15 protein-coding genes are annotated in these 15075 nt (G+C 61.6%); 8 read left to right on the top strand and 7 right to left on the bottom strand.

Annotated features, from left to right (window positions below):
- The first annotated feature begins 55 nt into the window (after positions 1-55).
- Positions 56-931 (top strand): amidohydrolase family protein, encoded by an 876-nt coding sequence (locus tag AB8A33_RS02635; RefSeq protein ID WP_120288007.1) that lies wholly within the window; start codon positions 56-58, stop codon positions 929-931.
- Complete coding sequence (locus AB8A33_RS02630) at positions 928-2163, top strand: O-antigen ligase family protein (protein WP_120287147.1); 1236 nt, start codon at positions 928-930, stop codon at positions 2161-2163. Before AB8A33_RS02635 ends, AB8A33_RS02630 begins: the two co-directional genes overlap by 4 nt.
- Here AB8A33_RS02630 and AB8A33_RS02625 read toward each other — a convergent pair whose 3' ends face one another.
- Positions 2164-2880 carry a glycosyltransferase family 25 protein gene (locus tag AB8A33_RS02625; protein ID WP_120287148.1) on the bottom strand — a complete coding sequence of 239 codons (717 nt, stop codon included), beginning with the start codon at positions 2878-2880 and terminating at the stop codon, positions 2164-2166.
- 175 nt (positions 2881-3055) lie between these two features.
- Between AB8A33_RS02625 and AB8A33_RS02620 the strand changes: the two genes are divergently transcribed.
- The 3 genes from AB8A33_RS02620 (at position 3056) to AB8A33_RS02610 (ending at position 5364) form a co-directional block, all read left to right on the top strand.
- Entirely contained in the window at positions 3056-3553 is a 498-nt protein-coding gene (locus tag AB8A33_RS02620; RefSeq protein ID WP_120287149.1) for a YbaK/EbsC family protein, read from the top strand.
- Positions 3554-3992: 439 nt separating this feature from the next.
- The gene (locus tag AB8A33_RS02615; protein WP_439091310.1) at positions 3993-4505 is read left to right on the top strand and encodes a hypothetical protein; all 513 of its coding nucleotides are present in this window, start codon (positions 3993-3995) and stop codon (positions 4503-4505) included.
- Between the two features lie 73 nt (positions 4506-4578).
- Positions 4579-5364 carry a FadR/GntR family transcriptional regulator gene (locus AB8A33_RS02610; protein WP_120287151.1) on the top strand — a complete coding sequence of 262 codons (786 nt, stop codon included), beginning with the start codon at positions 4579-4581 and terminating at the stop codon, positions 5362-5364.
- A gap of 1 nt (position 5365) precedes the next feature.
- Here AB8A33_RS02610 and AB8A33_RS02605 read toward each other — a convergent pair whose 3' ends face one another.
- From AB8A33_RS02605 to AB8A33_RS02595, 3 genes are all read right to left on the bottom strand, one after another.
- Positions 5366-6658 carry a TRAP transporter large permease gene (locus tag AB8A33_RS02605; protein ID WP_068728859.1) on the bottom strand — a complete coding sequence of 431 codons (1293 nt, stop codon included), beginning with the start codon at positions 6656-6658 and terminating at the stop codon, positions 5366-5368.
- 40 nt (positions 6659-6698) lie between these two features.
- Positions 6699-7274: a TRAP transporter small permease gene (locus tag AB8A33_RS02600; protein ID WP_120287152.1), complete on the bottom strand. Its 576-nt coding sequence runs from the start codon at positions 7272-7274 to the stop codon at positions 6699-6701.
- 83 nt (positions 7275-7357) lie between these two features.
- Positions 7358-8362: a TRAP transporter substrate-binding protein gene (locus tag AB8A33_RS02595; RefSeq protein WP_120287153.1), complete on the bottom strand. Its 1005-nt coding sequence runs from the start codon at positions 8360-8362 to the stop codon at positions 7358-7360.
- A 348-nt stretch (positions 8363-8710) separates the two neighbouring features.
- Here AB8A33_RS02595 and AB8A33_RS02590 point away from each other — a divergent pair, with 348 nt between their 5' ends.
- Positions 8711-9934 (top strand): bifunctional alpha/beta hydrolase/OsmC family protein, encoded by a 1224-nt coding sequence (locus AB8A33_RS02590; protein ID WP_120287154.1) that lies wholly within the window; start codon positions 8711-8713, stop codon positions 9932-9934.
- 19 nt (positions 9935-9953) lie between these two features.
- On the opposite strand, the gene AB8A33_RS02585 is transcribed toward AB8A33_RS02590, so the two are convergent.
- The gene (locus AB8A33_RS02585; RefSeq protein WP_120287155.1) at positions 9954-10724 is read right to left on the bottom strand and encodes an esterase/lipase family protein; all 771 of its coding nucleotides are present in this window, start codon (positions 10722-10724) and stop codon (positions 9954-9956) included.
- Between the two features lie 180 nt (positions 10725-10904).
- A complete protein-coding gene (locus AB8A33_RS02580) occupies positions 10905-12191 on the bottom strand; it encodes a DUF445 family protein (protein ID WP_120287156.1) in 1287 nt (428 codons plus the stop codon).
- 186 nt (positions 12192-12377) lie between these two features.
- Here AB8A33_RS02580 and AB8A33_RS02575 point away from each other — a divergent pair, with 186 nt between their 5' ends.
- Positions 12378-12644 (top strand): hypothetical protein, encoded by a 267-nt coding sequence (locus AB8A33_RS02575; protein WP_068730348.1) that lies wholly within the window; start codon positions 12378-12380, stop codon positions 12642-12644.
- Between the two features lie 56 nt (positions 12645-12700).
- On the opposite strand, the gene AB8A33_RS02570 is transcribed toward AB8A33_RS02575, so the two are convergent.
- Complete coding sequence (locus AB8A33_RS02570; protein ID WP_439091309.1) at positions 12701-14035, bottom strand: dihydroorotase; 1335 nt, start codon at positions 14033-14035, stop codon at positions 12701-12703.
- A gap of 151 nt (positions 14036-14186) precedes the next feature.
- Between AB8A33_RS02570 and ygfZ the strand changes: the two genes are divergently transcribed.
- Entirely contained in the window at positions 14187-15071 is an 885-nt protein-coding gene (ygfZ, locus tag AB8A33_RS02565) for a CAF17-like 4Fe-4S cluster assembly/insertion protein YgfZ (RefSeq protein WP_120287158.1), read from the top strand.
- The last annotated feature ends 4 nt before the right edge of the window (positions 15072-15075 follow it).

The raw sequence follows: 15075 nt of genomic DNA, 5'->3' as shown, positions 1-15075 counted from the left end.
CGGTTTGCTAGAGCAACCGCCAACGATAATGATGAAAGTGCGGGAGACGCGGGACATGAAATTGCTCAATCCGGACGACCTGGTCGCCATCGACATCCACACCCATGCGGAAGAGCCATGCGGCTGCCACGCCGACGACGGCTATGATGATTTCCAGGCCCGCATGGCCGAGTATTTCAAGTCGCCGCACAAGCATCCGCCGACAGTGCAGGAAACAGCCGCCTATTACCGCGACAAGAAGATCGCCGCGGTGATCTTCCCGGTCGATGCCGAGCGCGAGACCGGTTTCCGCCGCTACAACAATTACGAGATGCTGGAGATCGCGCAGGAGAATTCCGATGTGCTGATCCCCTTCGCGTCGATCGATCCGCACAAGGGCAAGCTCGGCGTGCGCGAGGCGCGCAAGCTGATCTCCGAATATGGTGTAAAGGGTTTCAAGTTCCACCCGACCATGCAGGGCTTCTACGCCAACGACCGCATGGCCTATCCGCTCTATGAGGCGATCCAGGAAGGCGGCGCTATCGCGCTGTTCCACACCGGCCAGACAGGCGTCGGCTCCGGTATGCCCGGCGGCATGGGGATGCGGCTGAAATATTCCAACCCGATGTATATGGACGATGTTGCGGTCGATTTCCCCGACATGAAGATCATTCTGGCGCATCCCTCCTTCCCCTGGCAGGAAGAGGCGCTGTCGGTCGCGACCCACAAGCCCAACGTGTATATCGACCTGTCCGGCTGGTCGCCGAAATACTTCCCGCCGATCCTGGTGCGCTACATCAATTCGATCCTGCAGGATAAGATGCTGTTCGGCTCCGACTGGCCGGTGATCATGCCGGATCGCTGGATGGCCGATTTCGCCAAGCTCGACATTCGCGACGAGGTGCGTCCGAAGGTCCTGAAGAACAACGCACGGAAACTCCTGGGCATATGACGAACAACGATCTGCCGCGCAAACTTGCGGATGCCCGGCAGATCGCTGCCATTGCCACCGGCTTCTCGCTGCCGTTCTCGACCAGCGGTCAGGCTATCGCGGTGTCGATCTTTGCAGTGCTCGCGCTGCTGACACTCGACCGCGATCGTTTCATCGCCACGTTGCGGAGGCCGGCGGCCTATCTGCCGGTCGCGCTGTTCGCGCTGATCCTGGTCGGCATACTCTGGTCGATGCAGCCGCTCAGCGGCGCGATCAGATGGGTTGGTCCCTACGCCAAGCTGCTGCTGATCCCATTGGTGATGGCAACGGCATTTACGCCCAAACAGGCGTTACAAATCGCTTATGGCTTTCTTGCCGCCTGTATATGTCTTCTCGCCCTGTCATGGGCTGCGTTCCTGTGGCCCACGGGACCGTGGGGCTGGTTCAAGGCGCCCGGTGTGCCCTTCAAGGACAATGCGGTTCAATCCGGCTGCTTCGCACTTTGTGCCTTCGCTCTGGCGATCGGCGCGATGCGTATCTGGGTGCAGGACACCCGCCGCGCCATTGCGATGGTCGTGCTCGCGCTTCTGTTCTTTGCCGACATTTTCCTGATCTATGTGTCGAAGACCGGCGCAATCATGGCCACCGCATTGCTCGGTTTGTTCGTCATCCATGCCGGCGGCTGGCGGCGCTCTTCCATAGTCGCGGTCGCAGCCATGATCGTGATCGGCATCGCACTGCTGACCTCGCCACAAGCCCAGCGCCGGATTGCAGAGATCAATTCGGACATCAACGCCAATAGCGGCCAGACCGCTGGCGGCGAAACAGTTTCGACGGCATCGCGGCTGGATTTCTGGAGCAAGGCAGTCGGCTTCGTGAAGGCCTCGCCCATCGTCGGTCACGGCACCGGGAGCATCAAGCCGCTGTATCAGAGCATGGAGGCGACGAAGCCGTCGCCTTACGGCCAGGCCACGCCCGACCCGCACAATCAAACGCTTCATACCGTGCTGCAGGTCGGCCTGATCGGCGGGCTGCTGCTATGGGCCATGTGGATCGCGCATGCACGGCTTTTTCTCGCGCGCGATTATGCGAGCATCCTCGGCCAGGCGGTCGTGTTGCAGAACGTGATTGGCTCTCTATTCAACAGCCACATCTCGGCGGTGACGCAAGGGATGCTGTACTGTCTGGCAGTGGGATTGCTGGGCGCGTTGGTGCGCAATGCGCATTCGGAATGGCCGGCCGGAAAGCGATAACTACTTCAGCTTCAGCCACCGCTTCAAATAACGCCGCCTGAATTTCTGCACGGCAAACTGTATGCGCAGCTGCAATTGCGCATGCCCTTTGCGATCGAGCGAGCTCTTGAACACGCCGTTGAGCGAGCCTTGCTCCGCCAGCGGCGGTTCTGGCCACAGGAACGGGATGCCCATGGCGGGATCGCCGGTGTTGAAGGCGATGTCGATAGGCTCATGCATCGGATGCCGCGCGATCCAGTCAAGTCGCGCCGAGGCCTCGGGCGCACCCAGCACATAGGCTTCCATATTGCGCACGCGATTGCCGGGATAGACGATTTGGCCCGGGCGCAACTCCGACGCCGGGGTGTAAAAATTGGTCGCGGCGCCAAGATGCAGAATGCGCGGCCGCGGCCACTTTTCGGCTTCGTCGAGCACGCGCTTCAACTGGTCGCAGAAATCCGGCACCAGCAATGCGTCATCCTCGAAGATCAGCGCCAGATCCTGGCCGCGCTCGCGGATGCGCTGCATGGCGACGATGTGCTTCAAGGAACAGGATTTCTGCCTCAACGTTAGGTCAGCGCCTTCGGCGAAATAAGCCCGATCGACATCGGAGGTGATCTCGTCGGCATCGAAATCCAGCACCCACTCGAACTTGATGCCCGCACGGTCGAGCTCGCGCTGGATATGCTCCGTGCGCTCGGGCAACGACTTGGCATGGATCACATAGGCCGGCAGCATCGAGGGGTAGGCTCCAGAACATCGCCCGGCACGGTCAGCCAGACAAGAGCCCGTATAAGGTCAAAACCGGCGTGAGGGAATGGCAGCGCCGCCCCAGTTCCCCAATGCACGGATGTGACTTCACTTTGCCGGCGACATGTGAGAGGGCGTGGCGGTATGTCACCGAGACCGCATCATGAGCCTTGAGTCCGTCCGCGCCTTTCTCACCGCCAACGCCCCCGAATTATCCGTCACCGTTACCGACAAAAGCTCGGCCACGGTCCTTCTCGCCGCCGAGGCGTTGGGCGTCGAACCCGGCCAAATCGCCAAGACGCTGTCGGTGCGGGTCGGCGACCGGGTGGTGCTGGTGGTGACCAAGGGTACAGCGCGGCTCGACAATAAGAAGGCACGCGATGCACTTGGCGGCAAGCCCCGCATGCTGGGGGCCGACGAGGTCGTTGCCCTCACCGGCCATCCGGTCGGCGGCGTCTGCCCGTTCGGCCTGGCAACGCCATTGCAAGTCTACTGCGACGTGTCGCTGAAGGAATTCGCCGAGGTATGGCCGGCGGCGGGCTCGGTCAACAGTTCGGTACGGATGTCCCCGGCACGGATGGCCGAACTGACTGGGGCCAGCTGGGTCGATGTTTGCCAGGAGCCGGCGGCAGTGCAGGAGCAAGCTCCCGCGATAGGTTGAGGCAGCGAGAATAATTCACTGCCGTTCAATGCCGGCAGAGAACAAGCCAACCGCCGTCCGGCGCGAGAGCAGTGCGGGTATTGCTATTTTTGTCGGGGGATCGACTTCCCCCGCGCAAGGCACGATTTTCCGGGTGTCGTCCCTGAGGACGCTCGGCTGCACAGCAATATGTGCGGCCCAACCGGACAACGACCATGCGCTTCAAAGCCCAGTCTCATCGCCCGCAGTCATCGAAGACCTGGAAGCAGGTCATGGCGTCGATCGTGGCCGCAGCTGCAGCCGGATTGCAGTCCGCAGGCGCCTGAAAGCGCTTTGTAGACGTCCGCTTGAGCGCTAGCCGCTGGCGCTCAGTTCCCGCGTTATCAAAATCTTGAGGGTATATAGCTAGGGTTGCATCCGGCCGTTTGTAAATCGGCGGGGGGACCTCGAGATGCGGCTCGTGCCGATCACCGATGCCGACAGAAGCTGGGCTTCGCTGAAGTCACAGTGGCGTAAGGCTGCCGAGGCCGCTGAAGAAGATTTCTCCACCTACACCCAAGGCATTTTCGCCGCTTTGGACCCAGTCCTGCAGGGCGGCAAGGGTGGGTTGTACGGCCTCTACGACGGCACCGTTCCGCAGGCTTTCTGTCAGGTCAGCAAACTTCTGATGCCCAAATTCGAAGGTCCCGTGCTGCGTTGCCGCTTCATGACCGTGTCACCGACCTACGACTTCGGGAGTGCCGGTCTCGATAAATACGGACAACTGCTGATCGAGCTATTTTCCGGCATGGTCTGGCTGTCGCGCAACGCCCTCTCCGCCAGCCATATCCAGTTTCACCTGCGCAGCCCCGCCGACGCGCAATTCCTCGCCCCATTGCAGGCTCCGGTGCCCGACTCGCCGTTCCAGCGCTTCGCTATTAACGGCGCCTGGGTCGAGTGCGATCTCAAGCTGCCCGAACTCGAAACCATGTAAGCACGCACCGCCACGATATGCCGCGCGCAACAAACTTGCGTAGCGACATCGGCGATGATAGCCCGGTTGTACGATGACCGGACAAGCTAAGCCACGCACCAAGCGCAAGACAACCAATGGAGCCGCGGGCACGCCTTTGCTGCGACCGCTCAACCCCGTGCGCCGCCGCACCGAGGAGGTGGTCGAACGCATAGCCGCGCAGATCACTGAAGGTCGCTTGCCAGCAGGCGCGCGCCTGCCGACGGAACAGGCCATGATGGCGGCCATGGGCGTCAGCCGCACGGTCGTTCGCGAGGCGATTGCCGCACTCCGCGCCCGGGGCCTTGTAACCACAAGGCAGGGCGCCGGTGCCTTCGTCAACAGCGAGCCCGATCAGCAGCCTTATGCCATCGACCCCGACGGTCTGGGCTCAATTGGCAGCGTGATCGAAATTCTTGAACTGCGCACGGCCGTCGAGATAGAGGCCGCGGCCATAGCCAGCGAGCGCGCCACGGCTGCCCAGATCAGAGCCATTGCCAAGGCTGCGGCCACCTTCAGCCGCGCCATCGCCAATGGCGACCGCGCAGTGAAGGAGGATTTTGACTTCCACTTCGCTATTGCCGTGGCGACGCAGAATGCGCGTTTTGTCGGCTTTCTGGAATTCCTCGGCGGCCTCATCATACCGCGCCAGAGCATCCGCACCTTCGATGGCAAAGTCGAATTGCAAAAGCGCTATCTCGAAAGCGTCGAGAAAGAGCACCAAGTCATCGTCAATGCGATCAGCGCCCGTTCGCCGCGCAAGGCTCGCGATGCGATGCGCCGGCATCTGTTGAACGGCAAGGAACGCTACAAGCAGTTGTCAGTCGATCCGGTGCAGTAGCTCACCTGAAGCCGAATGCGTGCGGCAGCGCCATCGAGAACCACGGCACGTAAGTCACCAGCATCAACACGGCGAACATCACCCAGTAAAACGGCCAGATCCCGCGCATCACCTCGTCCACCGAGACCTTGCCGATGGCGCAGCCGACGAACAGCGTGGTACCGACCGGCGGCGTCAGCAGGCCGATGCCGAGATTGAGCAGCATCACGATGCCGAAATGCACGGGGTCGATCCCGAAACTCTTCACGACCGGCAGCAGGATCGGCGTGCAGATCAGCAGCAGCGGCGCGAGATCGAGCGCCGTGCCGAGGATCAGCAGCATGATGTTGAGCCACATCAGCAGCACATATTTGTTCGACGAGATGGCGACGAAGAATTCGGTCATGTGCATCGGCATCTGCATCATCGCCGCGACATAACCGAAGCATGACGCGGTCGCGACGAGCGTCAGCACCATCGCCACCGTCTGGAGCGTCCGGTAGGTCAGCATCGGAAGCTCGGACCATTTGTAGTCGCGATAGATGAACATCGTGACGAAGAAGGCCCAGACGCACGCCACAGCGCCTGCCTCGATCGGCGTGAACACGCCGGTGAGAATGCCGCCGAGCACAATCACGAGCGTGACGATGCCCCAGGTGGCATCCCCCAGCATCTTCAGAGCCTGCTTCACCGGCACCGGCTCGCCCTTCGGATGACCATCGCGATAGGCAAAGTAGAGACACAACAGCATGATCGCGAAGCCAAGCAGCAGCCCGGGCACGATACCTGCCAGGAACAGGCTGGTGATCGAGACCACGCCGCCGGTCGCCAGCGAATAGATCACCGCATTGTGGCTCGGCGGTACCAGGATCGCCTGGACCGAGGCGGAGATGGTCACATTGGTGGCGAACACCCGCGGATAACCCTTCGCCGCCATCTGCGGGATCATCACCGAGCCAATCGCCGATGTATCCGCGACCGACGAGCCGGAGATCCCGGACATGATGGTGGTGGCCAGAATATTGACTTGCGACAGGCCGCCGCGAATGCGCGTGAAGCCAACCACCACGGCTGCAAAATCCACCAGCCTTCGCGCCATGCCGCCTTCCGCCATAATGGCGCCCGCCAGCACGAAGAACGGCACGGTCAGCATCGACACCTTGCCGACGCCGCTGGAGAGTTGCTGCATCACGGCTGCAACGGGCAGATCGATCCACAGCGCACCGACCAGCGCCGAAAGCGCCAGCGCGAAGGCGATCGGCATGCCGACGGCGAAGAACAGACACATGCTGAGCAGAAGAACGGCGATGTCCATGTCGGATTTTCTTTGTTCTGGCTGGAGCTGATCGGCGAAGCTAGTCGAGGGGTATGTGTGCGTCGCTGCCATCCTGCGGCGGCGGACCGATGGTCAGGCGTTCGACGACAAAGAGAAACATCATCGCGCCGGAAACAGGGATCGGCATGTAGGTGATCCCAACAGACAACCAGGGAAATTCATCCACCGAATTGCCCCAGGTGGTCATCACCAGCTTCATGCCCCAGATCACCATGAACAGTGCCACCGCAGCCATCAGCAACTCGCTGATGAAAGCGGCTGCAACACGCGCGTGAGGCGGCAGCAGGTTGGTACCTACCGTCATGTTCATGTGGATGCGCTGGCGATAGCAGTTGGCAGCGCCGATGAAAGTCACCGCTATCGTCAGCAACACCGCCAGAGGTTCCGGCCACGACGCCGCGCTGTTCAAAATGTAGCGGGTGTAAACAGCCCAAGGGATAATTGCGGAGATCAGCACAAGCGCCAGGCAAGAAAACACGGCACCGGACCAGTACAGTGCGTTCATGGCGCGGCGGAACGCGTAAGCCGCACCATGGCTGGCCGTATCTGCGTGATGATTGGATGCAGCCGGCAGTTTGGAAATAACGTCAGACATGAAGACCTCAGGTAACGCGACGGAAGCGCAGGCCTATCCCGTCGTCCCCGCGAAAGCGGGGACGACACATTGAGAACATGCTGCTAGCTCACCGCAGCGATGCGCTTGGTCATGTCGGCGTATTTCGCGCCGTATTTGTCCCACACCGGCTTCACGGCATCGCGGAACGGCTGCTTGTCGATAGACGTGACTATGTCGGTGCCGACTTCCTTCATCTTGTCCAGCGCGGTCTTCTCTGCCTCATACCAAAGCACGCGCTGCTCGAGCTGCGCTTCGCGGCCGACTTTCTTCAGCAGCGCCTGATCGTCCGGCGTGAGCTTCGCCCATGACGCCTTCGAGAACACCAGCAATTCCGGAATGATCAGATGCTCGGTCATCGAGAAATATTTGGCGACCTGGAAGTGATTCTGCGCCACGAAGGATGGCAGGTTGTTTTCGGCCCCATCGACGACGCCGGTCTGCATGGCGCTGAACACCTGATCGAAGCCCATGGCGACGCCGTTGCCACCGAGCGCATTCATGGTGTCGATAAACAGGGGATTGCCGATCATGCGGATCTTGAGACCCTTGAGATCGGCTAGGCTCTTGATCGGGCGTTTGCTGTTATAGATGTTGCGCGAGCCGGCATTCATCCAGCCAAGCGCGACCAGACCGGTTTTTTCGTTGGCCGTGATCTTGTTGAGCAGCTCGGTGCCGATCTCACCGTCGAGAACCGCCTCCATGTGCTTGGAATCGCGAAAGACGAACGGCATGTTGAAGACGTTGACGTCATCGACCACGGGGCCGACGGCGCCGACGGAAATGCGTGCGATCTGCAGAGCGCCGACCTGGGCCTGCTCGATGGCTTCCTTCTCGCCGCCAAGCTGCATGGAGGGAAACATCTGGATGGTGAGCCGGCCGCTTGTGGCGGCATCCAGCTTCTTGCCCATGCGGACCACGGATTCGACCGTGGGATAGCCGAGCGGGTGGACGTCAGAGGCCTTGAGGACCATCTTGGCCTGCGCCTGCGCAGGCGTGAACCGCCCGAGACCGGTAGCGCCAACCGCGAGCGCGGCCAGTCCGCCTTTGACGACATCTCTTCTCTTCATGGACGAAATCCTCCCTGTGAATTTCCCGATGCGGCGCGTTGGCCATTATTCTGGTTCGCCCCTTTGCGGGGTCGATCTTGTCACAATTCTAGGAGCGCGCCGACCCGCCGTCCATCAGCTTGTAGCGGCAGCGCACCCCAAAAGTTGTACGATGACCCGACATCTAGCACCGACATCGGAGGCCGGCAAGCGCGTGCTCGAGCGGCCGCGCAGAACTAAAGTTCAACCCGAGGTGCAGCGCGAAAAGAGCGGCAGCTCGGCCTCATTTTCGCGCGGGTGTTGGGTACCCGCTGATTGATTGGGTGGAATCGGTGTAGAAAGAGACATCTGTCACGACAGGAGCCCACCGTGCCAACTGAACGCTTTCAATTCCCCGGCGCGGCCGGCCATATGCTGGCGGCGGCGCTCGACCTGCCCGATGGCGATGTCCGTGCATATGCGCTGTTCGCGCATTGCTTCACTTGCGGCAAAGATGCGCTCGCGGCACGACGTATCTCCGCGGCGCTGACGCTCAAAGGCATCGCCGTGCTGCGCTTCGACTTCACCGGCCTCGGCTCCAGCGAGGGCGATTTCGCCAATAGCACGTTCTCGTCGAACGTCGCCGATCTCGTAAAGGCCGCCGACCATTTGCGGGAGATACGCCAGGCGCCGGCAATCCTGATCGGCCACAGCCTCGGCGGCGCCGCGATCCTCGCCGCCGCTGAACAGGTGCCGGAAGCCAAGGCCGTTGTCACCATCGCGGCGCCATCCGATCCCGCTCACGTCACCGACATGTTCGCCGAACATGTCGACGCGATCCGCGAAAAGGGTAAGGTCGAGGTCAAGCTCGCCGGTCGGCCATTCAGCATCAAGCGTGAATTCCTCGATGATATCGCCGAGCACAATCTGATCGCCAAGGTCGCCAGGCTGCACAAGGCGCTGCTGATCATGCATGCGCCCACCGACGACACAGTAGGCATCGACAACGCCACGAAGATTTTCGTCGCTGCCAAACATCCCAAGAGCTTCGTCTCGCTGGCCGGCGCCGATCATCTGCTCACGCAAAAGCATGACGCGATCTATGTCGCCGATGTCATCGCTGCCTGGGCCGGGCGCTATCTCAATGCGGTCGCCGTCACGCCCGTAGCGAGCCTGCCCGATGAGCCGCGCAAGGTGGTGGTGAGCGAGACGCGCGCCAGCAAATTCCAGCAGGTCATCAATGTCGGCCCGCATCAAATACTCGCCGACGAGCCGATCGCCGCCGGCGGCGAGGACACCGGACCCGGTCCGTATGATCTGCTGCTCAGCGCGCTCGGCGCCTGCACCGCGATGACCATGCGGCTCTATGCCGAACGCAAGGCATTGCCGATGGACCACGTCACGGTGACGCTGAACCACAAGAAGATCTACGCGAGGGATTGCGAGGAATGCGAGACCAAGGACGGCATGCTCGACCAGATTGAGCGCGTCATCACGATCGACGGCAAGCTCGACGCCGAGCAGCGCACAAAGCTCATGGAGATCGCTGACAAGTGCCCGGTACACCGGACACTGACATCTGAGATCAGGATCGTGACGACAGCAGCAGAGTAAGCGTGTCGCTGACGCGCCTTTACCTGTTAGGATCCGGATAGACCAGGCTGCGCCAGCCTGAGCGATCGAACGGCGCCCACGCGCCTTCCTTTTGCGCGAGACGCTCCGCCACTGCATAGACGACCGCAGGGTGATGGCCCATGCCGCAATGGCTGCTCTCGACCTCGATGCTCTCCGACATCGCCGATGACTTCTCCATGCAGCCCTGCCAGGCACAGACGCCGTCGGTGCGACTGTAGATCGCGGTGGTCGGGACCGGCGGCGTATCGGCAAGCGAACCACCGAAATCGTCGTCGGTATCATCGGCGCGTTTGCCGCTGGCAAATTCATAAACACGCCAGGCATTGGTGGATTTCGGATGGCCAGCAAACGGGCTGCCCAGCGTGATCACCGAACGGACGCGGTCCGGCATCATCTTGGCGAGCTGGCGTGCGTAAAGGCCGCCGAGACTCCAGCCGACCAGACTCACCTTGCGACCGTGGGTCTCGTTCATCTCTTTCAGCAGTTCGACCATGCTGCCCTGCACACCGTCACGCAGGCCAAGATTGCGGCCCTGCTTCCAACCGCTGACGGCATAGCCGCGGCCCTTGAGGAACGTCCGGAGCGGACCTGTCGAAACATCCGAGGCCACAAGGCCCGGCAGTACCAGTACCGGATGACCATCGCCACGCGGCGCGAGATTCAGCAGCGGCAGCGCCCCCAGAAACGCGCCGAATTCGTGGACTGCACGGCCTTCAAGAAACATCAGGGTTTTGGATGGGGGACGTTGCGCCTGGGCCGTAGCCGACATCTGATTTCCTCTCGCCGGCACGTTGGCCGGTCATATCGATTGATTTGAAAGCAGCCTCACAGGGAGGGAATCACACAACGCACCGAAGTATCAGTTCACTGAAGTTAAGGTCGGGTTTGCGGCAGTTCAAGCGCATCCCGATACCAACCGGCGCCTCACTTCCGCAATGCGGAACTACTCTCACAGCAGTCGCAACAGATATTCGATCGTGTAGAGCGCAAGCCCGGCGAGCCCGCCGATCAACGAACCGTTGAAGCGGATATATTGCAGATCGCGACCTATATTGACTTCGATGACACCGATCAGCTGCTGCATGTCCCAGCCTTTCACCTGATCGGCGATAAAACTCGACACCCCGCTTTTCTGATCGGCGATGAACGTGCGCAGCACCACGACGATGCCCTGGTTGATCTCGCCGCGCATCTCGGCATCGGCGCGCAGCGCTGCGCCGGCCTCGAGGAATACATTGGCGAGATGATGTGCCAGTACATTGCTTTCACCTGATGCACTGCGCTCGATGAAACTGCGCGCATTATTCCAGAGATTACGCCCAAGCTCGGCAAGCTCGGGCCGCGCCAGCAGATCGCGCTTCAAGCCATCGATGCGGCCGGTGAAGCCGGGCTCCGTCTCCAGCCGATCAACGAAGGACAGCAGCATGCGATCGAACTCGCCGCGGAACGGATGCGCGGGATCCTTGCGCACGTCGTCGAAGAAGGTCGTGGCAGACGCGACGATGCGCTTTAGCAGGAACGCATCGGCGCGATAGAGTTTGAGCAATGTCGGCAGCTCGTCGCGAATCTTGTTCTTGATGACGGCCAGCGTGTCCGGCTCGGTCAGCGCGCCATGCATGGCGCCGAGCAGATTGTCGAGCAGGCCCTGATGGCGACCATCCTTGATGAAGCCGCGCATGGTGCCGGCAGCGATGGGCGCGAGATCAACCGACTGCAGCTGCGTCATCACGCGGCGGATAATGAAGGTTTTGAGACCAGACGTTTCCGTCGCCGACATCGCCTCCGGCAACAGCCGCAGCAAGAAGCGCGCGAGGTCCGCGCTACGCTTTTTATCGCTCAGCCAATCCGCGACAAAACTCGCAAAATCCACCTCACGTAATTTGGCCTCGACCGGCGCGGCTTCGAGGAAATGCACCTCGATGAATTCACCCAGCTTGTCGGCAATGCGATTTTGATTCGCCTGGATGATCGCGGTGTGTGGAATCGGCAGACCCAGCGGCCGACGGAACAGCGCGACAACGGCGTACCAGTCCGCCAATCCGCCAATGGTGGCCGCTTCCGCGAAGGCCGCAACGAATCCGAACGCGGGATGAATCGGCAGCAGGATTTTTGCCGTTATGAACACCACCAGACAGCTCGCCAGCACCAGCGCCGCGATCGCCTTCACGCGTCGCAACTCTGCTGCGCGCGCAGCGTCGCCGGGACTCGCGAAAGACGAAAAACTGTTTGCGTCCATAGGCTTCCTCAACCGGTCAAGATGGCCGGTTCCCGCTGTTAACATAATGTCGGACAATGTGAGTCACTGTCGTTAACCTTTCTTAAAGATGTCGCTCGCGGAACCTGCTCCGCGTGGTAAATCTCGATTCGAACTTGCGAGGCGCGCTTCGCTTTGATGAGCGCCGAAGACCGTTTTGGGAATTTCATGAGCGAATCATTGTCGTACCGCCCCGCCCGCGATCCGCTACCGGATCAGGAACAGAAGCAGGCCGCGCTGAGCTATCTCAACGAAGCCTGGGCGGAAGCACGACATGACGGCGTCGATGGCGATTGCCTCGCGCAGGCCAGCCTGTTCGCAGCCTTTGCCGAACTCGTCGGCACCTATGGCGAGGACGCCGTGGCGAAGTTTGTCGAGGGTCTTCCGGGCCGCGTGCGCAATGGCGAATTCTCGCTGACACTGGCACGGCAGTAGTCACATAGCTCTGACTGTCGTCGCCCGCTTCCGCGGGCGATCCAGCCTGAGATACCTTACGCCTTCAACGTCTCCAGGAACTTCACCGTCTCGCCCTGCGATGGCGTGACCAGTTCGCCCTGCCACATCACGCGGCGGCCGCGCACGAAGGTGCCGACGGGCCAGCCGGTGACTTTCACACCGTCATAGGGCGTCCAGCCGGCCTTCGAGGCTACCCAGTCATTGGTGATGGTCTCGGTGCGCTTGAGATCCACGATGGTGAAGTCGGCGTCATAGCCCGCCGCGATGCGGCCTTTCATGGCGATGTTGTAGAGCCGTGCTGGACCGGCGCTCGATAGATCGACGAAGCGCGCCAGCGACAGGCGGCCGGCATTGACGTGATCCAGCATGATCGGCACCAGCGTCTGCACGCCGGTCATTCCCGAGGGCGACGCCGGATAGATTTTCTTCTTTTCCTCAAGCGTGTGCGGGGCGTGATCGGAGCCGAGCACGTCGATGATACCCTGATGGATGCCGTTCCAGATGCCGTCGCGATGGCTGGCATCGCGCACCGGCGGGTTCATCTGCGCCAGCGTGCCGAGGCGCTCATAGCATTCCGGCGCCGCCATGGTCAGGTGATGCGGCGTCGCCTCGCAGGACGCGACGTCCTTGTGGTCGCGCAAATATTCGATCTCTTCTTTCGTCGAGATATGCAGCACATGGATGCGCTTGCCGGTCTCGCGCGCAAGGTTGACCAGCCGCTGCGTCGCCATCAGCGCCGCAGTCTCGTCCCGCCACACCGGGTGCGAACGGGTGTCGCCTTCAATGCGCAGGTTCTTGCGCTCGTTGAGGCGATATTCGTCCTCGGCATGGAAGGCGGCGCGGCGCTTGATGACCTGGAAGATGCGGCGCAGGCTGTCATCGTCCTCGACCAGCAGCGCGCCGGTGGATGAGCCGATGAATACTTTCACGCCGGCGCAGCCGGGCGCGCGTTCGAGCTCCGGCAGGTCCTGCACGTTCTCGCGGGTCCCGCCGATGAAGAAGGCGTAATCGCAATGCATGCGATGATGGCCGCGCTTCACCTTGTCGGTGAAAGTGGCTTCGTCGATGGTCAGCGGATTGGTATTCGGCATTTCGAACACGCCGGTGACGCCGCCCATCACGGCACTCTTCGATCCGGTCTCCAGATCTTCCTTCTGTTCCAGACCCGGCTCGCGGAAATGCACCTGGGTGTCGATCACGCCGGGCAGGATGTGCAGCCCCTTGCAGTCGATCACCTCCGCGGCCGAGGCCGCGCCGAGCGATCCGATGGCGGCGATTCGGCCATTGCGGATGCCGATGTCGCGCGCGCCCTCGCCGTCCTGATTGACGACGGTGCCGTTCTTCAAAATCGTATCGAATGTCTGGGTCATCTGGTCTCGTCACAGCCTGTGAATGCCGCGCAGGATGAGCGCGGGCCTTGTTGTCGGCATCTTAGCGGCTTAACTTTGGCTGTCATATCCACCAGCCGCGATTCACCCTCGTTTCCCGGCTCGTTTCCTGGATTTTTTCGAGATTTTCCCAATGAAAGCAGCGTTTCTCCCCGATCGGGGTGTGGTGAAAATCGCCGGCGACGACGCCCGCGGTTTCCTCAACAACCTCGTAACCTCCGAGATCGAGGGGGTGGCACCTGGCACCGCCCGGTTCGGCGCGCTGCTGACGCCGCAAGGCAAGATCATCGCCGACTTTCTCGTCACCGAAGCACCGGCTGGCCATGGTGGCGGCCTCTTGATCGACTGCCCGCGCGAACTGGCGCAGCCGCTGGCCACCAAGCTCGGCTTTTACAAATTGCGCGCCAAGGTGACGGTGGGGAATCTCTCCGACGCGCTCGGCGTACTTGCGGTGTGGGATGGCGAGCCCGGGATGAAGCCCGACCTGACCTTCGCCGATCCGCGCGATGCCGCGCTTGGTTATCGTATCCTCGTGCCGGCGAATCTCGCCGCTAAGACAGCGGCGCTGATCGGGGCCGAACTGGTCGATGCATCAGCCTATGAGGCGCATCGCATCAAGCTCGGCGTGCCGCGTGGGGGCGCCGACTTTGCCTATGGCGATGCGTTCCCGCACGAAGCCAATATGGACAAGCTCTCCGGCGTCGATTTCGACAAGGGCTGTTACATCGGCCAGGAAGTCGTCTCCCGCATGCAGCATCGCGGCACCGCGCGCACGCGCATTGTCGGCGTCACGCTGGATGGTGCGGCGCCGACCGCCGGCACCGAGATCCGCGCTGCGGACAAGCCGATCGGCACCATGGGCTCGTCTGCCGATGGCCGTGGCCTCGCCATGATCCGCACCGACCGCGCCAGCGATGCGCTCGATGCCAATGCCGCTTTCCTGGCCGGCGACATCGCCATTCATCTGGCCGACGCTGCTGCGGTGCGTGCACTGGCCACGAAGAAGACCCCCGCATGAAAAA

It is taken from the genome of Tardiphaga sp. 813_E8_N1_3 (assembly GCF_051811025.1).
Taxonomy (GTDB): domain Bacteria; phylum Pseudomonadota; class Alphaproteobacteria; order Rhizobiales; family Xanthobacteraceae; genus Tardiphaga.
The sequence above is the reverse complement of the archived record's forward strand: the minus strand, read 5'-3'. Positions and strand labels throughout refer to the sequence as shown.